Origin of the sequence: Stieleria maiorica (assembly GCF_008035925.1) — a bacterium.
GTDB lineage: Bacteria > Planctomycetota > Planctomycetia > Pirellulales > Pirellulaceae > Stieleria > Stieleria maiorica.
Genome location: NZ_CP036264.1, coordinates 4,945,354 through 4,967,209 on the forward strand (window position 1 = coordinate 4,945,354; position 21,856 = coordinate 4,967,209).

Sequence of the window (21,856 nt, forward strand, 5' to 3'; positions counted from 1 at the left end):
CTTCGCGGCTTCCGCTACGGGCTCGTTCTCCGCGGCAGGACCGCGGCTATTCGCGGCAATACTTCAGCGCCAGCAGCGCGTACGCGGTCACCAGGTTGCGGTTGCCTTCCATCCAGCGATCGTTGCCGTCGTTGACCCACGACCCGTCGGCCTGTTGGGCGTCGACCAACGTCGCGGCCAGCTCGCGCCGCCAGTTGTGGTTCGTCCCTTCGGAATCGGTCAGAACGCGGATGTCTGCGGCCGCCAATGCCTTGCCGAAGGTGTGGTAGTAGTAGTACAGACCGGCTTTTCCCATCCCAGGATTCTCGTTCAGGGAGTAAGTCTTTTGGATGAAGTCCATCGCCGCGGCGACGCGCGGATCGTCACTGGTCAGCCCGGCATAGATCATGCTCTTCAGCCCCGCGTAGGTCATCGAACCATAGCTTCGCAGTCCGCCGCCGTTGTCGCCGTCTTCGCTGACGACCTTGGTTTCCCCACCGGCCGCGGGCGTGTAATAAAACCCGCCGTCGCCGATCTTATCGGCGTGTTCGGTATCGTTGCCGTGACCGGCCAGGTTTTGCGTGCGGCTGACAAACCGCAACGCTTTTTGGATCGCTTCGTCGTCGGCATCGTTCCCTAAATCCTTCAGAGCGTCGACCAGGAACGAGGTGTTGGACAAGTCCGGACGGGCATGTTTTCCGTAGCCCGCGCCCCCGTAAGCCGTGTCCGATGACTCCACGCCCTCGCCTTCGTCCCACTGGATCTCCTTCAAGTAGGCTTCGGCGCGTTTGAGTTGACTTTCGTAGCGATCATCGCGATTGGCGGCGACCAAGGCACCGACCGCCACGGAGGTTTCGTAGTTGCGGTACATCGAACCGGTCGCGTGAATCCCGCCGCTGGGGCGAACGTTTTCCAAGATGTACTGCAGTGCTTTCTGAACGGCCGGCGAGTCGACGTCCGATGGGCGGTGTTCCAAGATCGCACGGACGCACAGCGAAGTCACCGCGACGCCGGTTTCGGGGCTGAACGCACCGTCCGGCGTCTGGCCACGATTCTTTAAAAAACCGATCGCCAACTCGACACTCTTATCGATCGCCGCGTTGGTCTGGGCCGGCGACTCAAATTGCGTCACCGTGCCGCCGGATTCTTCCCCGGTCGACGCGACGTCCTGCGCAACCGCCCGGCTTGGCACCGCGGACGCCGCGATCAACAGCAGGCCCGGTAACGAACGGGAAACGTAGGAAGCGAAGAATCTTGATGCGTCAAACATGTTCATCCTGGATCAAAACCAAAGGGGCGGGAGGGGGTGTGGTCGGCGGTTTGAACGTCACAACCGCTGCGATGACTATAGTTGCCCCAATATTCTACGTTCCAAGCCGACATGCGTGCAGCTGTCGCTCTCGTCGTGTCGAACGAAATGACAAGGCTACTTCGCCCCCATCCAAATCCTTTCCGACCGAATGGCACGGGCTTAATCCAATTCGCTGAGCCGTAGGCGCTAGCCTCGGGCCTTTCCGCCGTGTTAAATCCGTATCAGGGCCCGCGGCTAGCGCCGTCGGCTCACTCATCCCGTGCCATTCCTTTCCGACCCTCTTCCGATGCCAGCCGACGTAAGCCGATCGATCGAGACGTCGCCGACGCTATTCCGGCTGCGGACGCTGCGAGGGACAGGCGACGGCCGCACCGTCAAAACGGCGATGAAACGTCCCCGCCGGCGATCACCGGCCGGCAGCGATGCAAACGCGGGGCAAGAAACGCTGCGGTTGCGGATCGAGCCGCCCCACGCCAAACGGGCGCGGCGATTGGTGGATTCCATCGCCGACACAATGGCTCCCCGGGAGGGGGCTGCCTGTGCTCAGGCGACATCCGCTGCCCCCCAAGACCTGTTCACCGACCATGCCGGCGATCTGATCGCCCGGCTCGGCCAATGGTCGCTTCAGCTGGATCGTCGAGAGGCCGAACTGGATCGCCGCCAACGTGAACTGAATCAACTGCTGCGGTTGTTGCGGCAGTGTCCGCAAGCGGAATAAAGGCACAGCCCTTGATCTCCTCGTAGCGGAACTCGCCAAGAGTTTCGCTCCCGGCGACTTCGCCGCGTAGGGGTGCGAAAGCCTCCGCGGCTTCCGCTACCACTTGCTCACGCGCGGTCCGATCGGGGGAACGCCTACGCTTCGCCGGCTCGTTTGACGACCTTGTCGATCAAGCCGTACTCGCGGGCTTCATCGGCGCTCATGAATCGGTCGCGGTCGGTGTCCGATTCGATCTTTTCGAGCGAGTGCCCGGTGTGATCGATCATGATCTCGTTCATGCGTTTCTTGATCCGACGCAATTCTTCGACGTGGATCTCAACTTCCCGCGCGGTCCCTTGCATGCCCGCCAACGGTTGGTGGATCATGATCCGGGCGTTGGGCAACGCATAACGTTTTCCGGCGGCACCGGCGGTCAACAGAACGGCGCCCATCGAAGCGGCTTGGCCGATGCAGTAGGTGGCGACGTCACAAGAGACGAATTGCATGGTGTCATAGATCGCCATCCCTGCGGTGATGCTTCCGCCGGGGCTGTTGATGTACAAGTGGATGTCCGCCTTGGGATCGTCGCTCATCAGGAACAACATCTGCGCGACCAGTGAATTAGAAATCTGGTCGTCGACTTGTTGGCCCAGAAAGATGATCCGGTCTTTCAGCAGTCGGCTGTAGATGTCGTAGGTGCGTTCTTCGCGCCCGCTCTTTTCAACGACGTAGGGAATCAGTGGCATATTTTGTTTCTTGGTTAGTTGGACTACAGGGGGGAAGACGTGACGGGGACTCGATCAGTCCGCGTCTTCTTCGTCTTCGGCCGGCGGTTTGGTCAGGATGTCGTCGACCAAGCCGTATTCTTTGGCTTCGTTGGCACCGAGAAAGAAGTCGCGATCGGTGTCCTTGGCGATCTTTTCGACCGGTTGTTCCGAATGGTTGGCAATGATCTGGTTCAACACGTCCCGATAGCGGAACATCTCGGCCGCCTGGATTTCGATGTCGCTGACTTGTCCACCGACACCGCCCATCGGCTGGTGCATCATCACGCGGCTGTTGGGCAGACAGTAACGTTTGCCCTTGGTGCCACCGACCAACAGGACCGCCGCACCGCTGCAGGCTTCCCCCACGCAGTAGGTCGCGACGGGGCACGACAGGATTTGCATCGTGTCGTAGATCGCCAGCGTCGCGGTGACACTTCCACCCGGGGAATTGATGTAAAAATGAATGTCCTTGCGGCGATTTTCGCTCTGCAAGTACAGCAACTTCATCACCAACTCGTTGGCGTTGCCGTAGTGGATCTCGCCCTGCAAGAAGACGATGCGATTCTCTAGCAGCAAATCACCCAGCGTCAGTTGCCGCTGGCGTTGGTAACTCTGGTAGGCGTGGCTGGCGGAAATCGGGTTCCCGGACAGCTGGCTCGCGGCAAACGGGTGCGTTAACGGTGAATCCATAAAGTTCTTCGTGGTTGAAAAGCAAGGAAATCGCATCGAGATCAGACCGAACCAAGCCTGGTCGGCTTTGCTAGGACCGGTTAGTGTTCGCATCTTGAGAGAATCTGACAAGACCAGTGCAGTTGCCCGCAAGACCAGTCTGTGGGGCACACGGCCGGACCATGAGCCCAATATCGCCACTTCGGTCGGGCGTTCTTGACCTTCAAGCCGCGGTTTGGCCGGCCCCCCCAGCACCGATGGTGCTATCGAATTGCCTGTCGGATCGCTTGCCTGCCAGGTAGCAAATTGAATACCAACCGCGATTCGCCGTCACCGCCTTTCCTATCTTGACATTCGGCCGTCACACTGGCATCAATAGAACTTCACGACGAGCCCGGACTGCCAACCTGGCAACAGAGTCAGTCGTTTTCCCGTAGCGGAACTCGCCAAGAGTTTCGCCCCCGGCGGCCCCGCTGGGGCGTGCGAAAGCCTTGGCGGCTTCCGCTACCACCAATGCCACTCCATTGACGCCCCCAAACGCCATCCCGAATGCCCAACGAACACGACGATAAATCGAAGTGCCCGACCTGCGGAAAACGCTTTCGGATGGACGAAACCGACGCCCCGCCGTTCTGCTGCCAGCGGTGTCGGCTGATCGATTTGGGCCGCTGGCTGGACGAAGAGATCGGATTGCCGTTTGAGGACGACGAGTCGCCGAAAACGATCGACCCGGACCTGACCCGCTAAAGACCTTTACATTGCCGCGGAAAACGGCGAAACTAACGGCTCAAGCAACGAAGCCTTTCCCACCGTCTGGGTGGGAAAGGTTTCTTTTTTTCAGTGACCCGTGGAGAGTGTGATGGTTGAATCGGTGCCGATGACCCGTGAGGGATACAACAAGATCAAAGCCGAAATCGAGCATCTTGATCGTGAGGTGATGCCCGAGATCGCCGAAAAAATCGCTCTGGCGCGCGAGGAAGGCGACCTGAAGGAAAACGCAGAATACCACGCCCAACGCGAGAACCAGGGCAAGGTCCAGGCGCGGATCAACCTGCTGAAAGACAAACTGGCCCGCGCCACGATCGTCGACATGTCCGAGCTGCCTCGCGATGAAGTCGTCTTCGGTTGCACCGTCACCGTCGAAGACCAGGACGACGGGATGGAGGAGGAGTTCACGTTCGTCGGTGCCGGCGAAGACGACTACAAGACCGGCAAGATTCTGGTCACCAGCCCGATCGGGAAAGGCCTGATCGGAAAAAAGGTCGGCGACATCGCCAAAATTGAAGTGCCCGCCGGATTGATGACCCTGAAAGTCATCAAAATCGAGTTCCCGGAGCTCTGACGTCCCCAAGATCTACCGCAACGCCAGTGGCGTACCTGACGATGCGATCCGATTGTCGCCGTGTTCTCCGAACTCGGCGCACGCGAAAAGCGAAGCGTTGCCCCGCGCCGACCTCGGAGAGGACGGCGACTGTTTTGCCCCCTTCGTTTTGCCCCTGACACCTAGCCCATGTCGACCTCCCCATCATCCCCAACCCCCGAATCCACCGAGGATGAAGGTCCCGGCTGCATGCCGGCGATCCTGGCCAGCATGGTGTTGTTGGGCATCCTGGGCTTTTTGACCTGCGGGGTGATGACCTGGCTGATCTTCGACAAACAAGACGAACTGGCGCTGCGATCGATGCGTGGCAGTTTCATCCCGGCGGTGGAACAGAGTCTGTTGGCGCCGGAGGAAAAGGCCGCGACCGTGAAATTGCTCGACGAGTTCGCTGACCAACTGGAACGGGGCCGCTTGGAAGGCTGGCAGGCCTCCGGCGTGATGCAGCGATTGACCCGTCTGCCGGTTCTGCAGTGGGGGCAACTCCGCCGCGTCGAGCTGTTCGTGGACGAACACCCGGTTGACTTCTCGGCCGACGATTCGGTCCAATTCGACCGGTTAAGACGAGGCGTGGAACGAAACAAGATCACCACCATTGACTTCGTTCATATCCTAACACCGGTACTCCAGTCTGATTCTGACAGCGAGCAAGCGGCGTTGGCCGAACCGTTGGACATCCCAGCGGTGGCCGAAGTCGTCGCACGAGCCCGAACGTCTGCCGACCGCGCGGAAGTCGATGCGAAACCCAACGACGACGTCGGCATCGACACCCTCGTCCGCCGGCAGATCGAGGCCGGGATTCAGAAAGGAACGTATTAACAACGTTGGTGTCTAGCCTTTGGGCGATCTGTCGCGGGCAAAGGCGAACTGCAACGCGTAGGGTTGTACGACGTCCTTTCTAGGTCGTCGCACAGAGTCCCACGGACGACGGCCTGGAAGGGCCATCGTACATCCGAAGAGCGATTGCGCCTCAACGGGTGGCGAACACCGACACACCAGCGACCGCGATCATTCCAATAATAACATCAACGAAGGAAACAACCCTCCGTGTCGAATCCAAAGGTGGTGGTGGTTGGTGCCGGGCCGGGCGGTCTGGCCGCGGCGATGCAGCTGGCCCATGCCGGTTGTGAGGTGACGGTGCTGGAACGCCGCGATCGCCCCGGCGGTCGGACGTCGGCAATCGAGCGGGACGGGTATCGCTTCGATTGCGGACCGACGTTCTTTTTGTACCCCCGGGTCCTGAAAGAAATCTTCGCCAGCGTCGGCTACGACCTGATGAAAGAAGTGCCGATGGAGCGGCTCGATCCCCAGTACCGTTTGACCTTTGGCGGTGGCGGGCAGCTGGACTGCACGCCGGACTTGGAGGAAATGGATCGCCAGATTGCAACATTGTCGCCGGCCGACGTCGGGGCGCTGGCCCGCTACATGGACGACAATCGCGTCAAATTGGAAAAGTTCCGGCCGATCCTCGAGTCGCCGTTTTCTTCGTTCACCGACCTGATGCGGCCGTCAATGATTGCTGCGGCCAAACATCTGCACCCGTTTCGATCGCTCGGGCAAGAACTGCAACGCTACTTCACCGATCCCCGGCTGGTCATCGCGTTTGCGTTCCAGTCGAAGTACTTGGGGATGTCGCCGTTCAACTGCCCCAGTCTGTTCAGCATCCTGTCGTTTCTGGAATACGAACACGGCGTCTGGCACCCGATCGGCGGTTGCAGTCGCGTCAGTGAACGGATGGCCGAAATCGCGGAAGAGTTGGGTGTGACGTTTCGATACGATGAACCGGTCCGCAGCGCCGAAATGGAAGGACGGCACGTCAAATCGCTGACGACCGATCACGGCGACTATGCGGCCGATGCATTCGTGGTCAACGCCGACTTCGCCGACTGGATCACTCGGACGGTCCCCAACACCAAGCGGAAACGGTGGAGCGACGATGCGATCGCCAAGAAAAAGTTCTCCTGCAGCACGTTCATGTTGTACCTGGGGATCGAAGGCATCTACAAAGACCTGCCGCACCACAGCATTCACATCAGCGAAGACTACGAACAGAACCTTCGCGAGATCGAACAGACACACACGCTTAGCAGCGACCCGTCGTTCTACGTTCAAAACGCCTGCGTCACCGATCCGTCGCTGGCGCCCGAAGGCCACAGCACGCTGTACGTGTTGGTGCCGGTGACCCATCAAACCGGTTCGATCGACTGGGAAAAAGAAGCCCCGGCGTTTCGCGAGTTGACCTTGGACAGGATGGGTCAAATTGGGTTGGGCGATCTTCGCGATCGGATCCGGACCGAGCACATGATCACGCCGCAGGGCTGGAATGAAGACTACGCGATCTACAAAGGCGCGACGTTCAACCTGGCGCACAACCTGGGTCAGATGTTGCACAAGCGGCCGCGGAACCGATTCGAAGAATTGGGCGGCGTGTATTTGGTCGGCGGAGGCACCCATCCGGGCAGCGGACTGCCGGTGATTTACGAATCCAGCCGCATCACCAGCGGACTGGTTCTAAAGGATTTCAACGGGAAGGTTGCGAGAGGGGAAATGGCAGAAAAATAGAGCGCGCTGGTGTCTAGGCTTTAGCCGATTCCCTGTGCACCAAAGAGACGAGAAAATGGGTGACAAGAAAATGTCGTGGGGAGAGAGGTGAAAGAAATATAAGGGGCAGAAAAATGAGAGGGGGGAAGATCCGAGCGGTTTTCATGGCGGTCCTGATCAATCACATTCGATCGCTACCGTCACATCTGGCAACAAGGAATGTGGGCAACAGACGATCCGCGTGACTTAACAGCATTTTTCTGCCCCCCTATTTTTCTGTCATCTTCTCTTGCTGACATCTTTTCTTACCGCGCACCATTTTCTTGTCTTGTTTCCCCACTCCCCATCATTCTGCCCCGTATCATTCTGCTTGTTTATCCCCAGCCACAAACCACCCCCACCGCGGCGTCAAATACCGGTCGGCATTCTGCCCTGAGTCACATGCCACAAACGCGCCTTTCGAGATCGTGATCACCCCCGGCTGATCGAGCGCGGCCTGGTAGCCGGGATCGGCCGGTCCCAGGCATTCGTCGTCGCTTCCGACGGCGCCGGTTTCGCGGCGGTCGTCAACAATGCCGTCCAGGTTGTCATCGACGTCGGCCTTGCCGGGCAATCCGTCGCGACCGGCGGTCAGCAAGACGGCGGCGGTCGCAGAAAAGCAGTACGGCTGGGCAGCATCGTCGGAGGCATCGTCTGGGGAATTCGAGATCGCCGAGACCAGATCTTCCCGCTCGACCGCCGCGGTGGGCGGAGCGAGTTGTCGAAACCGCACGAGCATCCTAGTCCGCGCGGCCACACCGCCGACGATGACCAGCAAGACCACCAGACGAATCCACGTCCCCACGGCTCAAAACTCCTGAATCACCGTCTGTTGCCGAATCGTCTCGGCACTGAAGTCATCGACACGAATCGTAATCTTCAACGCCTGAAGCGGCTGCGGAATCGGCGCTTCGATCTTGAACGGCGTGGTGCTGGTCGGTGCATTTTGAATAATCCCGGCGGATTGAGCTGCGAATTCCCCGCCGTTGTTGACCGAACTGTGCGCACTGGTCCAGCGTCGGTAGCTCAACCCCAACACACCTTGGATCTGCATGTTGGCCGATTGCGGTCCCGCAGCCGCATTTGCCTGCGGAACGCGACGTTCCGCATAGCTGCCGCTGACCGTCCCTGTACCGGAGAGCGGCTCACGCGTGTACGATCCACCGTTGATCCCCTCTTGGTCAAAGGCGTCCGTGGCATAGCTATCTGTCCAAGTGTCGTAGATCGGTTGATAAAATGATGAAACGGACTGCGAACCGCCGCGTCGGAGCAAGAAACGTCCACTGTCCTGGTAGGCATCGGAAAAGGGGACAAAGGTCTGCGCGCCGACCGTGACCGTCGGCAGCTGAATCCCGCTGAAAGGACTTTCGAACGCATCGATGTTTTCCAGCATTAAAGGGTTGCCGTTGACGATATCGCGGTGAAAGAGGCCTCGCATGGGACCGCCGGCAAGCCGCACATAGTTCAGGTCGACGAAGTCACCACGGTTGACGATGCCGAAGCGTGAAATATTGCTCCGCCCGCCGGAGGATCCATAATCGAATTCACCCTGAACCGAGCGCGTCCCGTTACCAACCAGAACTTCATCCAGCCGGTGGCTATCAATCGGCACCACTTCATCATCGCTGCCGGCAATCCCCAATTCATCAATCTCGATCACAGGCGCGCCGGCTGCCCGCGTGTCGTCCGGCGAAAAACCATCGCCGTCATCGTCGCCCAGATTTCCAGGAACGCGATCGCGACCTTCCCAGACAAAGTGCGGTGCGGAGGGGTCAAAGATTCGAACGTCAAAACTGACCACATCGGTCGCAACGATATCCGATCCGCCGCGGTTGATGATTTCCGGCCTCTCTCCGGCTTCCTGCAATCCGGCACCGGCGTCGGACATCCGATCGACCAAGGCAAATTCCGGGCGTAGGAACGTGGTCATCGTGAATCGCCCGTAAGGATTCAAAAAGTCGATGTCCGATGTCGGAGTGATATCCAACCGTGGGTCATCCGCTTGGGCCGGAAACGTTGTCGGCCACGGTGGTCCTTGCACGTGTTCACTGACCGTCGCCCCTGTCGGCGGAGTCGGCGTCGAAGTAAATCGGCTGTGCAAGTAGTCGTGCGGCGGACAGAGCGCCAACTGCGGCATCGAGGAGGACTCTAGCCCGGTCGATCCAGATGTCCCACTCAAGATCGGTTCGGGGATCCGCACAAATCCGAAACGGTTTTCTGGACGGGTCAACTGACCGAGGTCGTTGGCACGAACGACGTTGGACGGCATGCCGCGATAGGCAACCTGCTCGGGCGCGGCGGTCGGCGACGGCGGCGACGCAAACAGGTCCGTCCGCGTGGGGAATGCGGCCGACAGCGACGGCCATGTCACCGTTTCCCGGCTGATGGACAGATCCATGACCTGCTGCATCCTTGCCAATCCCGTCAACCAAGACGGCGACGGATGATTGAACCGGTTTGCATCCGAAGGATCCCACCAAATTCCGGGCGCGTTCATCCGAGGGACCGTTGGATCAGGAGCGAGTTGTGGATTGACTCCCGCGGTATTGGGGCGATAGAAGTCCAGATTACCCTGCGCCCCAGAGCCGAACGACAACGGGCGAATGTAAATCTCGCCCGCGGCATCGCGCGTCAGAAACGGGATCGTCGGAATCGTGTCGGGAACAAACGGAGTCGCCGGGTTGAACGCGATGATGCTCAAACCGCTGTAACCGGCGCGGGCGGCCATCGTGGCGTTGCTGACGAACATCTCTTCGATCGTCATGTTCAAGTCCGGTCGAATCAACAACACGCGTCGATGCAAATCCAACCGATCCGGCAACAGGTCTCCGTTTGCATCGCGAAATCGCGGCGCCGTCGTGCTCGGTGTCGTTGCGTTGCTCAACAGATTGGGCTGGTCATAACGCAACGTGCCATCACCGCTGCGTGTGTAGCGTGGCGATGCCCAATAGGCGATCTCTGCGTACTCGGAATAGAACGGCACCAGCCGAGTCGCGTCGACGTGGTTGATCCGTGAAATTTCATCGGGAGTCAACTGCCCGCTCGCGAAACGCTGCGCCCAAAGGATTCCCTGGGGGATGAACCCGACGAACGGGCTGTCCTTTTCCGCACGTGCGGTAAACGCCAAGTAATCGTCGATATCGCCGTAGCGAGTGTCTGGAAAGAAACCGGTGTTGCGCGGCGTCGGCGTTTGCGTGCTACCCAACACCGTCGTCGACGATGTGAACGGCCCTTCGTGATACACCAGATAGCCTTCCGATCCGGCGGCGCTGGCCGGCGGTTTCATCTGGCACGTCGCACGCGACAACTCGTCTCTCATCCGCAGCGCGACGTCGCGCAATTTGCTGCTCAGTTCGAGTTGCGACTGACGTTCGGTGATCCGACTGCCCATCAGCTTGTAGGCACGGGTCAAACCGAGCATCAAAAGCAACGCGGCGGTCAGCGCGATCAGCACTTCCAGGATGGTGAATCCGGACGGCTGGTGTCGTGCCGGGAAGGAATTTTCGTTGCCTTTCATTGCATCGGTTCGTCGAGTCATACTTTTTGATTCGATTCTGGTCACGCCGTCACTCCTGAACTTCCGAGTAGATCACGGTGTTGCGTGCATTGAGTGTCTTGCCGCGGAGGAATCCGACGGGGATCGAACGGTCGACCATAAAGGTTGCCTTGGATCGGACCGGTTCACCGGTCGCATCGACGTACTCTTGCCCCACCGCACCGGTGATCGGGTCGACGACGAAGTAGCTGGTCGTCATGCGGATCAGGAACACGTTGCTGTGATTGGTGGTCAGGTTGGCCAACCGGGCAGCGTTTTCGAATCGAAATTTGCTGTCGCGGTTCAGGTGACGGAAATTCGAATGAAGTTCCGCTTGCGGACGTTCGAACAAGCCCGAGTTGAGCATCGAGATTTTCAGGCCATTGATCGCCGGACCGGCCGCCGGATCCGCCGGTACCTGTGTCGCCGGCAACGTCGTGTCGTTGGTCGGCTGACCACCATCGTTGTAGGTTCCGTCGCCGGTCGGATCCTGTTCCACACGCAGTGCAAAAATGGGATCTCCCGGCGTCGCACCGGCCCCGATGGAAACGGTGATTGCAGGCGGCCCAGGTGTCACCGTCGTCGTCGTATTGTTGTGCCTGTCGCGATCCGCCAACGGAATCAAGCGTTCATCAAAGTCGGGGTGCGGTCGCAGCAATCCCATGTCGTGTGTTCGACGGATCGACCCGATGTCGACGTTGCCGGTCCATCGTTCATCGGCTCGCATGAATCGTTGAACGCTTGCCAGTGAACTGGAGCGCGCCGTGCTGAACACGCCGGCAAACCGAGTCGGGTAACGCCAATCCAGTTCCGGGTTCAGCAGATTCGACGGTCCACGCAACGAGTGCGGGTAACCGCGGCGGCTTTCGATGAACGCTTTGAATGAACGCCCGAAGGGGGTGTCGACGGTCCGTTCGTAGGCGTTGTTCTCGCCCATCACCGACGGGGCGCCGTACATGACTTGGAATTGCGGCACCGCGGACGTATCGAAATACGAATCGAGTTCGTACGGTGTCGAAAACCCATACGCCAGTGACCGATAAACCGAACCGTTGCCGAACAATCGGGAGTTTCGGAACTCGGGCGTGAAGCCGTCGTTGTCGGCGGTCAAGTTGGTCGGGTTCGCCCGAATCAGGTTGACCACCGGCGCATTGGACGCCGGTGTCTCGGGTTGTTCCAACGCATCCAAGAATCGGTCGCGGGTCTCCGCAGCCTGGACCGCAGGGGGAGCCGTCGAATCAGTTCCCTGGAATCCCGGCCCCTTACGAAGGTAGTCCGGCGTCGTATTCAAATTGACCTTGCCCGGCGTTCGGTGCTTTCCGACGTAATTGAACGGCGGCTGCAATGTGGTGACGACACGATTGAACAACTGTGCCCGTTGCTGGTAATTGACGGTCTGGCCGGACAGCAACGCGTCGGTGCGGTGCACCACCTTGATCGGATCAAACCAACGTTGGCTGTCAAACCACACCGGCCCGATGTCGATGTAGTCAAAAATCTGCTCGAACCCGGCCCGGTCGCCGGTGAACTGAGCGGTGTTTCGCGGTGCCGTCGGGTTCAAAACATCCAATCCGAAGTTCGGATGAATCGTGTCCTCCGTGTTCCCCAGGGGCAATCGATCTTGCATCGCCCCCCCATTGTTTTGCTGGACGTCTTCGACCCGAAATCGAGCATAGCCGCTTTCAAATCCGAGCAAGTGCCCGAAATTGTTCGGCCGCTCGCGAGACTCCTGCGTCCCTCCGTCGAAATCGACCAGGGTGCCCGGCGAGAATGTCGCCAACAGCGAGGTCCTTGATGCGGCCGGAACGCTGGTCAATTCCAGCGGTGACTGGAATTCCCGGTTCAGCCACGCCAGCGACAACATCACGACGTCTTGCGGCATACCGATATTGCCGACAGGGTTGGCCGCCGAGACATTCGCCCGCGGTTGGTCCGATCGAATCGGAAAACCATACTCGCGATTCACAAAACCCAGGGTTTGGGTGAACGGGGTCAGCGGGTCGTCGAAGGTCAGGTTCGGACTAAAGCGAGTCTCCAATCCATCGTCATTGCCGGCCCCCGTGCCGTCGATGCTCAATTCATCCTGCGTCACCCAATTGGATCCGATCTGGTACTGCCAATAAGCATTGGTCGCAGCATTGGTCGTGCTGGGCCGCAAAATGCTAAACGTGGCGCTGAACGGAGAGCGATGCACAACGGTGACGCGGTCGTGCGTGGTCGCAAAACCGGTGCCCGCGTTTCCGTTGGGGGTCAGCGTGGTAAACGGCCGATCTTTCTGAACCGCAGGGATCTTGCGCCGCGAGTCCATTTTGACCGGCGGCGTGAAACGCGTGCCGTCATACTGCGATCGCCCGGAATCTGCCCAGTAGTTGTCGTTGGTAAAGTCTCCATCGCCGTTGCGGTCGACCTGTTCGCGAGGATCTTGCTCCCCATTGATGGTGGTCAAATCGATCGGAATGAAGTCTTCGGTCAGGTAGGGATTGTCGATCGCGTGATAGGGCTGGGTCGGATCCGCCAGCCGTTGCAACAGAATCGTTCGCACTTCCTGGTGCGTTCCGACCGAATTCCAATGCACTGGAATCGGGTTTCCCATCGCATCGTTCGCCATGTACGTATTGTCTTCCATCGGCGTGCCGGCGACATGATCAAACGGCACGTCGGGATGCAGTCCGTTGCCGTTGTCGTAGTCACGATACCCGTCGATTAACGGGTAACCGTTCGGAGCCGGGTTGACCGAGATACGATGGGTGGGGTTGGGGTAATAGTTCGCGCCCGACAGCGGAGCGCTGATGTTGAAGCCCATGTCGACCAATTCTTCTGCGGCGTACGCGCCGTTGTTGTAATACCCGGACCATCCCGCGCTGATCGGATCCACCGCCGCCGGATTGACTTCATGCGGACGCAACGATTCACAGACAAACGGCCGAATTCTCGGAATGTGATACGCGGCGTTGTTGTCCTCGAAATAACGCGGCGTCATCTCAGGATCACCCACCGCTCGTGCCCGCAGGTCAAAGTAGTTCAGCCGGAAATCGGGACCGCCGCCCTGAAGTGCGAACTCAATTCGTTGTTCCACCGGATGGTATTCGTACGACGGAGCGGTTGACAGCGTGGTCTGGCCGAGAATCGTCGAAGCCCGTGGACCCACAACCCCGTATTCGCCCGGGGCCAGAATCGCCGGCGCGGGTTCCAGGTTCATCCCGATTCGCACCTGTTGTCGATTGAAATAAACATTCGACGGATTCATTCCACTCAGCCGCGGATTGATGTAGTCCGGCAACTGCGGTGTGGATGTCACCGGTTCGACGATCGCCAGCGACGGATCGGGTTGTAGGTTGGCGAACCAGACAAACCGCTCCAGGAACAATTCATGCGGGCTGCCGTTTCTCGGTTCAAAATCCGGATCGGCCAGATAGACGCGTTCACGCGGATCTCGCGTGGGTGGGAAGGGAACGTGTTTGATGTCCGCGCTATGGCGCTCGCCGGCGTCCCATTGATCCACACGCGGATCGACTTGGGCCGGATCGGTCCAGTCGACCGCATTCTGGGTCAGGTAATCCAATTCCTCGGGTCGCATATCGTTGGACACCAAGTCACGGCCCAATCGGTTGGCATCAAACAGCCAACGCGTACTCTTGTTGAGGTCGTTCCCGGTGGGCACGCCGACGGCCAATCGCCAAACCGGCGAAAGCAGGTTCCCCGAGCCGACGACGCGGTCCAAACGAAGATTGCCTGCAGCGTCGTACAACTCTCGCGGAAACGACTCCTGACCGACCGTTGCCGAGCCGTTGTTCGGTGATCGCAGTGAGTGGATTTCGACAAAGGCGCTCGCTTGGGGAATCCGGAACTGATCCATGTCCTGGTCCGGTAACGTCCCCGTGGTCGGATCGCCGTCGCCGTCGGCATCGGCGTCCTCATCGCTCGCGATTTCTCCGGGTTGGGTGCCGGTTTCCATCAGGTTGCGTTTAAGCCGCTTGTCGTGGACCGCGATCGCTTCGGTCAATTCGACCTCCGGACGTTCCATGCCCCACACCGTATGCAGCGCAGCAATCTCGGGATTGAACCCGTCAAAAGGATTGGGGTCATATCGCAGACGCGTCCTCGCGACGTTGGTGTCGCGGAAATCAACGACGTTAACCGCCCATTGTGCGATCCGGCGGGCGACGTAGCGGTTTCGCGAGTCGACGTCGGTGAAATTGCCGGGACTGGGATACGGGAAATTGGGCACATACTCGACCGGTGCCGTCGATGTCGGATCATAGATCAACATAAACATCAACACGTACAAGTGACGTGCGAGCAACTCTTCCCCGGTCGGCGCCTTCAACATGGTCTGAACCGGCGGCGTCCCATTGTTGTTGTCGACGTCCAAACTGAATACCGTCCCGACGTCGTTGACGGAGTCCAGGATCCCGTCGTTGTTCATGTCATAGCCGTCGAAATCAGGGACGATCGGCGCCCCCGGTGCCGTGGTCAACGCGGCGGGGGTGTAGTGCGTCGTCGCATACTTCGCATTGGCAGTCGCTTGTTGCGGGTAGGAACCTGCGATCGCCGGGAAAGCACGTTCGGTGCTCCGCACGTTATTCGGCTGTGGTCCACCGCCCGAAACCACTCGGTTAACACTTTCCCGCGATTCATCAAACACGTCGTCGTTCGCGGGCCCGGTGTTGTACAACTGCGTCGTGTTGTTGTTCTCGCCATTGCCGAGCGCCCGGTTGACGTTCAGCTTGGAACCCTTGCGAAGTTCCACGGCCAGCATCCGATCCAAGTGGGCCTGCTGCTCGATATACGGTACCGATGCGATCCTCAGTTTTTCGGCGAGCATTCGTACCAGGCTGGGCATGCCGGGAACTTCAGGCGAATCGACGCTTCGGCTTTCAACCGTGATCAGATTGCGGAGCGCCTCATTGCGGCGGACGGCATCGCCGAGCAATTCCGTCAATCGCCCGCCGATGCGACCATTTTGAAGCAGGTCGATGTACTCGGTCGGCGTGAACGGAGTGTCATCACCCAGCGGTGACGTGACGCCCAACTCGTAAATGTGATTCGCCTTGTCATCGATGTCCTGCTCGGAAAACGGAATCACGCCGGCAGGAACAACGCCCATCGTGAATTCCTGGTTACCGCGACTGTCCTTGCGGGTCGTGGACACGCCCATCATGTCCATCGGGCGTCCCCAAATGCTGTTGGGCGTGTGGACCAGCGGCTGTGGCGGCAGCGGCGGGACCGGCGGTGTCGGCGTCGGGAACGGAATCTTGGCCAAAGCGCTGGACAGTCGCAGCGGATCCAACGCGTCACCGGCCGCCGGCAACTTGTGTTCGTTCAGCCCGGGATAGGGTGCCAGGTAATCGTAGACCTGACCGCCGTTGCGAACGTTCAACAGGTTTCCGTAACGCGAACGCAACAGACCGATGTTCGTTGCGTTGTTGCGGAACGACAATCGCGTTCCGACCTGGCTGGTCGGCAGCGGACCGATGAAACCGCCGGGAACCGAGTCCGAGCTAAATAGATGTGAAAAATCGATCTCAGCCGGACCGACTCCTCCACCGAATCCGAACGATCCGAGCGCCCGTTGGACGGTCAAGTATTCGCCTTCGTTGTAATAGCGACGATCGCCACCGGGACGCGTCACGCCATCGAAAAATCGGTTCTGGACGAGTTGCGACAAGTTGCCGGCGAAGTTCACATTCAGTCTGCCGTCCATGTCTTCGATCAAGGGTGCGACCAGCGGACGGATCAATGTCCCATCGGGCGCCTGGATGTCCGGCAGCCCCATGTCGGTCCAAACACTATCGGGCAAACCGTCGCCATCGTTGTCTACATCCCACGGCCCATTGACCAACCAGGTCGCAAGCGCTCGTAAATCTTGAGCCGTCTGGTTGAAATTGGCGGGAACTGATAGGTCGACGCTTAAATCGAGTGTCTGGCTCAGCACGGGGACAGGATTAGACCCGGAAAAACCGGGGGCGCCATCGTAGGGAACCCCATCTCCATCCAGGTCGCCCAATTGGTCTTGAACGCTACCCGTTTGGACGCGATGTGAAATGTTCAGCGGACGACTTGTAGCTCGTCGGATTCGCCTGATTAAAGCCGCGAGACGCAGTTCATCATTAAAATTGGGAGGGTTACCTATTGAAGGGCTCGCAACGATCGTTGCAAAGTTGCGTTGCAAAGCAGGATTCGCTCTGTTTACGCCAGCATCTCGCTCGATCCAGATCGGAGCGTTCATCAAGTAGTTGATGACCGAGGGACGATGGAACGAGGGGATCACATTCTGACCGAGCTGCCGATGCAATTCGGTTTCATTGAAGGTCCCCGGATAGACGGGCACGAAGGTCGGTGAAGTCGTGTCGACGCGACGATGGTCGCTCGGCTGAAAGGCCAAGAACCAGTTCTCCAGCCCCGCGGCATCCCACTGCTCGTCCGGTTCCGGGAACCTGCCCGTTCCGGAAGAATTGCCGGGACGAATTGCTCCGCCCATCAACGCCGCGTTCTGCTGCAATTCCATGTCCGCAAACGGGTCCACGACCACGCCGTCGCGTCCGATCCCCGTCAATCCGCTGGGGTTCATGCCGCGGCCATTGAACGGAACACCGTTCATCGTGAACCCGTAACCGACGTCATCACTGAATGGAGCACCAAACTCGCCGGCATCGTCGATCACGTTGTCGCCGTTGTCGTCGAACCCCGCCCGTCCGGGCTGGCCATCGGGACCGGGGCTGTAAAGCAAGGCGTTCGGGAAACGATCGGCGATGTCGTACAGCGGCTGCTGGGTGCCTTGAAACTCAATTTCCTCGCTCGGCATCTCCGACAGGTCGATCACAAAGCAACCGGCCAGCAAATACTCTTCGGCGACGTAGTTGTTCGCGTTGTTGTAGGGCGCGTTGGTGTTGTCCGTCGGATCGGGGCGGACCACATCGTCCAGCGTTCTTCCGGCCGGCAGCGGCGGCGCGGGCGGATTGTTCAAACGCGCCGTTTCCGGTTCGCCGTTTTGGCGACCGAACGATCGGATCACGCGGAACGTCACCCCGGCTAGCGGCCCTTCGTCAAACGTCACCAACCGACCGGCAAACACATCGTCCAAGTCGGGACGTTGTTCGATGTGATAACGATAGGTGTTGACCGGACTCATGCTGGCGTAGCCCGGGGAACGATCGATCGCGGGGTTGCTCAGTTCACCTTCGTCGTACCAGGAAACCAGATTGGTCGGGAATTTGAACAGCGTCGTCTCCGGCGTCCCGTTGATGTTCCCGCTGCCGTCGCGCGGCATGGGCAGCAGCAACGTGCCGCCGACTTTGTCTCGTAGCGCGGGCAACCCGTACAGCGGGATCGGCAAGTTATTGCGGTTGACGTTCCCCCGCAGGTGACCGACTCGCATCTGCACGCCGTCGGTCCCGTACATGTCCTCCAGCAAACTATGCCCAAACGCCGCTGATCGCGGATTGTTGGTGCCGACGACCAATTGCAACAGCGCCGACTCGATCGGTTCGTCGACCGGAATCGCGGTCCGTTGGCGTTCCTTGTTGGAATACGCGGTGCGTGCCATCTGGGAGCTGAACACGACAAAGCTGATCACAAGGACCGTGAACAGGGACAGCATCCCCAGCACGATCAAGAGAACAACACCGTGGCGATCTTGTTTGGAAACTTTTGGCATCATGTTTGGTCTTGCGATTCGGTGTTTCACAGAAAAGGCCAAATCGCTTGGCTCGATGAGAAACAGGGGGAGCGCTTCGCCTTGTCATAAGATGGCAGCGCGATCAATTCGCACCGTCGGCGTCTTTGCCGACGGTCTTCTTTAACACTAAAACTGGAACGGAAATTGTTTGACGCTGATCACGTCGGGCATCACGACCACGATGGTTCCCAGGTCCGGATGTCCGGTGGCCGCCGTGTAGCTGTATTCGGTTGTCGCTCCCGGCGGCACAACTTCTCCCGTGCGATACGGCGGACCGAAATGGCCGTTCCCGTTGATCGCCGGTTGAATCTGGCTGGGATGAAAGACCCAATCGGGTCCACGAACCGTCACTTGAGTGTCGTAGACCGGACGCGTGGGAACCGAATTGTCCAGTGTCGGTTCTGCGGTCACGGAGGTGATTTGGAACCAGGCAAAGTGCAACGGTCCCGTGGGCTCGTTGTCGAAGACCGCGGACCGTGCCGTCGGCGTCAATTTGTCCAAACGTGAACTAATTGTCGGCGGGACTACCGCCGGGGCACTTGAATGAGGAATGGAATACGGATCGCGGCGATACTCTTGCCGCATCAAGCAAATCCAACCGCCTTCCTTCACGTCCGGGTAGGTCGCGCCGGAAGTTCGAAAGATGAATTCGCCACCCCCGCCCCCGCGAATCACATTGGCTGCGTAAGTGACGTAGCCCATCACTTCACCGGGATACGTCAGCTGGTTGTCCGGCGGATTTGGCGATCCGGGCGCCGCCCAAGCATGGGGCACAAGTTGATGTTTCAGGTCGTCGCCGCTCGGCAGGATCTCGCCACCGGGCACGGTCACCAAGCGACGGTCTTTCATCGTGACCACCGCCGCATCGTACGAATTGCTTCCCCGGGCCGATTGGCTCATCATCACCATCGACGAGTAACGCCCGGTGACCGTCGACTTGGTCAACGATCGCATGTCATTGGTGCTGCGTTGGACAAACAACCCGGCACCGAGTGTTGAGTCCGACGCGGTGACGATCGACAGATCATCACCCGAGGTCGAGAAGAAACGCGACGCGGCCAGTGCCGGCGTGTCGTTCTGCGCGATCGCCGGCAGCGACAGTCTGACAAATCGTGGCGTGTTCCAGCGAACCGTACGGGCCGGAATGTTGGCACCAGCTCCCGGTTGAGATCGATTCGTGTACGCCGGCCAGGTCCAAGTCTCTGCGTGCGATTCGGCGATCGCATTGGTGGGGGAAATCGCCGGAACGTACTGCGGGTCATAACAAGGGAACAACGTGCGATCATATCCATTGGCATCGGTCGTCGCCCCGTTGAATCGCAAGGTATTCGCCGACGAAAGGAACCAGGGGTCGATACAAAAGGCTCGTGGCAATTGATCCAACGACACACTGGTGAACCGATCGAGCGTTCCTGGCAACATCGCGCCGTTGGCGTAAAAGCCTTTATCCTGCAGCACGACAGCCGGGTGCGGAGGCGAAGTCGTGTAGAAAAAGTTCCGCGTCGTGTGCGCGTTCACCGCCTGCGTCAAGAACGAAATGTTCTGCTTCAACTTGGCCAGATCGGTTGCGATCCGGTTGTTGACTTCCTCGACGGCGCGATCGTCCTGAAGCGCCATCGCGGCATTGTTCGTCGCGACCGGCAGGATGAACGCGACGCCCATCAATCCGATCGTCAACACGCCGATCGCGAACAGCACTTCCATGATCGACAGACCGCGGCGACGAGATGATCGGCGCAGTGACGATCGGCACAGTGACAATCGGGGCAGTGACGTCGTTGGTTCGGTGGGGACTGGAGTCGTTTTCGACATAATCATTGAGTGGTACCGGCTGTGGTGAGTCGGCGAGATTGGTGCAGGCGTTCTCGAATCACGTTCCGCGCCGACTGGCTCCCGTTGGCCGTGGAGAATCCATAGTACGAATAGAACTTCGCCTGCGGCGGTTGACCGGCAACGGTGTCCAATGAGATCGCACCGCTGAGCGGATGGATGCTGATCCACGCACAATCCGAATTGGCAAAGTTGGGGACCTTCTTTGGGGTCAACGCATTGGGCCACGGCGGCAAACTTTCCAGTGGCGGATCATCGGTATTGATCTGTGGATCCGTTCCCGGCACCGCGTACGGATAGCGAGCCCCGTCATCGATGTTGTCCAGAATCCCGTCGACAAATCCGACGTTGAAGGCGACCGTCGTGGACGGATCGAGTCGTTCGACGTAAAAGCCGGGGATCGTCTGGGGCGCGGAGATGGACGGATCGCGGCGGCTGGAAAATACACCGTCCAACCGACCATCCGGGGCGAACATCACCACCACGTCTTGCAACAACGAATCGGGATCCAACGCCGGGATCACGTTGGCCGGATCGGTGTCCAGAATGTTCTGTGCGTTGAACAACAGGGGTTCCGAACCGGTTCCGGAGATCGACAGGTCGACCACCGTCTTGCCGATCATCGTCACGGGTGCCAGCGGCGCTTTGATCGGGTTGGTCTGGAACTTAAAACTGTAGCCCTGGCCCAATTCCAAACGGGCCGGAAATTGTGACGTTGCGATCGCGTTGGTGTAGACCCCCGGATTCGAGCTGCGCTCCGGTGCGATCGATCGGTAGTTAAAGATGATCAACGAACCGGGTACGGCGGGCGTGATCCCCAAAGTCGATGCCTGGGCGGCGGTAATCGTCCGCGACCGCGTCAGATCGAGTTCGAAATTGTAGTCCGACCCGCCGATCGAAAACCGTGTGCCGTCACCGATCAATCGACGGGCGGGGGCCGAACCGTTCACCGCGGCGTACAGCACTCCGGCCGATTCCAGCGGAATAAAGAACTTTGCGATGACCGAGTTGGGAAGGGTTTGGTTGGCCGGCGGGGCCGGATTGGGAGCCCAAGCGGTACTCAAGTAGGGATACGCTTGGGCGTTTTGGGAGTCCCCGCGATATTCGATCGGCGATTGGACGTAGTAGATCCGCGTGGCATAGTTGGCCCCAAAGAAGTTCAGTCCGCTCGCGACACCCTCACCGATGCGACGTTGCCGCCGTTCGATCACCAATCCGAACGGACGTCCCGTACGGATGGCTTGGGCACGGGCGTTGATGAACGCGCCTTTGACCAGCGATGCACTCCGCGACAACGTATTTTGCCGCATGCTGTCTTTCAGCGTCGGCAATGCGATCGCGGTCAACGCCGAAGCGATCGTCAATGCGACGAGCAACTCGATCAGCGTGAACGCGTTCTGGCAATGCGTCTTGCGATGTCGAATCATCGAA

General features: G+C 59.3%; 13 protein-coding genes. 5 read left to right on the forward strand and 8 right to left on the reverse strand.

Features of this window, described 5'->3' with window-relative positions:
* Window positions 1–46: 46 nt before the first annotated feature.
* The gene (locus Mal15_RS16805) at window positions 47–1,255 is read right to left on the reverse strand and encodes a hypothetical protein (RefSeq protein ID WP_147868824.1); all 1,209 of its coding nucleotides are present in this window, start codon (window positions 1,253–1,255) and stop codon (window positions 47–49) included.
* A gap of 322 nt (window positions 1,256–1,577) precedes the next feature.
* On the opposite strand from Mal15_RS16805, the gene Mal15_RS16810 reads away from it, so the two are divergent.
* Window positions 1,578–2,009: a hypothetical protein gene (locus tag Mal15_RS16810; protein ID WP_147868825.1), complete on the forward strand. Its 432-nt coding sequence runs from the start codon at window positions 1,578–1,580 to the stop codon at window positions 2,007–2,009.
* Between the two features lie 134 nt (window positions 2,010–2,143).
* Here Mal15_RS16810 and clpP read toward each other — a convergent pair whose 3' ends face one another.
* Window positions 2,144–2,734: an ATP-dependent Clp endopeptidase proteolytic subunit ClpP gene (clpP, locus tag Mal15_RS16815; RefSeq protein ID WP_147868826.1), complete on the reverse strand. Its 591-nt coding sequence runs from the start codon at window positions 2,732–2,734 to the stop codon at window positions 2,144–2,146.
* Between the two features lie 54 nt (window positions 2,735–2,788).
* Window positions 2,789–3,445 (reverse strand): ClpP family protease, encoded by a 657-nt coding sequence (locus Mal15_RS16820; RefSeq protein WP_147868827.1) that lies wholly within the window; start codon window positions 3,443–3,445, stop codon window positions 2,789–2,791.
* A 528-nt stretch (window positions 3,446–3,973) separates the two neighbouring features.
* Here Mal15_RS16820 and Mal15_RS16825 point away from each other — a divergent pair.
* The 4 genes from Mal15_RS16825 to crtI all read left to right on the forward strand — a co-directional run bounded on the left by Mal15_RS16825 (window position 3,974) and on the right by crtI (window position 7,364).
* Window positions 3,974–4,171: a DNA gyrase inhibitor YacG gene (locus Mal15_RS16825; protein ID WP_147868828.1), complete on the forward strand. Its 198-nt coding sequence runs from the start codon at window positions 3,974–3,976 to the stop codon at window positions 4,169–4,171.
* Window positions 4,172–4,283: 112 nt separating this feature from the next.
* On the forward strand, window positions 4,284–4,766 hold the full coding sequence (gene greA / locus Mal15_RS16830; protein ID WP_147868829.1) for a transcription elongation factor GreA: 483 nt from the start codon (window positions 4,284–4,286) through the stop codon (window positions 4,764–4,766).
* A gap of 168 nt (window positions 4,767–4,934) precedes the next feature.
* Complete coding sequence (locus Mal15_RS16835) at window positions 4,935–5,621, forward strand: hypothetical protein (RefSeq protein WP_147868830.1); 687 nt, start codon at window positions 4,935–4,937, stop codon at window positions 5,619–5,621.
* Between the two features lie 228 nt (window positions 5,622–5,849).
* Entirely contained in the window at window positions 5,850–7,364 is a 1,515-nt protein-coding gene (gene crtI / locus Mal15_RS16840) for a phytoene desaturase family protein (protein ID WP_147868831.1), read from the forward strand.
* Window positions 7,365–7,704: 340 nt separating this feature from the next.
* On the opposite strand, the gene Mal15_RS16845 is transcribed toward crtI, so the two are convergent.
* From Mal15_RS16845 to Mal15_RS16865, 5 genes are all read right to left on the reverse strand, one after another.
* Entirely contained in the window at window positions 7,705–8,187 is a 483-nt protein-coding gene (locus Mal15_RS16845; protein WP_147868832.1) for a hypothetical protein, read from the reverse strand.
* A gap of 3 nt (window positions 8,188–8,190) precedes the next feature.
* Entirely contained in the window at window positions 8,191–10,899 is a 2,709-nt protein-coding gene (locus Mal15_RS16850; RefSeq protein WP_147868833.1) for a hypothetical protein, read from the reverse strand.
* Window positions 10,900–10,948: 49 nt separating this feature from the next.
* Window positions 10,949–18,574: a hypothetical protein gene (locus Mal15_RS16855; protein WP_147868834.1), complete on the reverse strand. Its 7,626-nt coding sequence runs from the start codon at window positions 18,572–18,574 to the stop codon at window positions 10,949–10,951.
* A gap of 147 nt (window positions 18,575–18,721) precedes the next feature.
* On the reverse strand, window positions 18,722–20,413 hold the full coding sequence (locus Mal15_RS16860; RefSeq protein WP_147868835.1) for a hypothetical protein: 1,692 nt from the start codon (window positions 20,411–20,413) through the stop codon (window positions 18,722–18,724).
* On the reverse strand, window positions 20,410–21,852 hold the full coding sequence (locus Mal15_RS16865) for a pilus assembly FimT family protein (RefSeq protein ID WP_167546862.1): 1,443 nt from the start codon (window positions 21,850–21,852) through the stop codon (window positions 20,410–20,412). Before Mal15_RS16865 ends, Mal15_RS16860 begins: the two co-directional genes overlap by 4 nt.
* Window positions 21,853–21,856 lie beyond the last annotated feature (4 nt).

Coding starts and splice junctions, on each gene's coding strand:
- Mal15_RS16805 (WP_147868824.1), bottom strand. CDS start 1,255: ATGAACATGTTTGACGCATCAAGATTCTTCGCTTCCTACGTTTCCCGT.
- Mal15_RS16810 (WP_147868825.1), top strand. CDS start 1,578: ATGCCAGCCGACGTAAGCCGATCGATCGAGACGTCGCCGACGCTATTC.
- clpP (WP_147868826.1), bottom strand. CDS start 2,734: ATGCCACTGATTCCCTACGTCGTTGAAAAGAGCGGGCGCGAAGAACGC.
- Mal15_RS16820 (WP_147868827.1), bottom strand. CDS start 3,445: ATGGATTCACCGTTAACGCACCCGTTTGCCGCGAGCCAGCTGTCCGGG.
- Mal15_RS16825 (WP_147868828.1), top strand. CDS start 3,974: ATGCCCAACGAACACGACGATAAATCGAAGTGCCCGACCTGCGGAAAA.
- greA (WP_147868829.1), top strand. CDS start 4,284: ATGGTTGAATCGGTGCCGATGACCCGTGAGGGATACAACAAGATCAAA.
- Mal15_RS16835 (WP_147868830.1), top strand. CDS start 4,935: ATGTCGACCTCCCCATCATCCCCAACCCCCGAATCCACCGAGGATGAA.
- Mal15_RS16850 (WP_147868833.1), bottom strand. CDS start 10,899: ATGAAAGGCAACGAAAATTCCTTCCCGGCACGACACCAGCCGTCCGGA.
- Mal15_RS16855 (WP_147868834.1), bottom strand. CDS start 18,574: ATGCCAAAAGTTTCCAAACAAGATCGCCACGGTGTTGTTCTCTTGATC.
- Mal15_RS16860 (WP_147868835.1), bottom strand. CDS start 20,413: ATGATTATGTCGAAAACGACTCCAGTCCCCACCGAACCAACGACGTCA.
- Mal15_RS16865 (WP_167546862.1), bottom strand. CDS start 21,852: ATGATTCGACATCGCAAGACGCATTGCCAGAACGCGTTCACGCTGATC.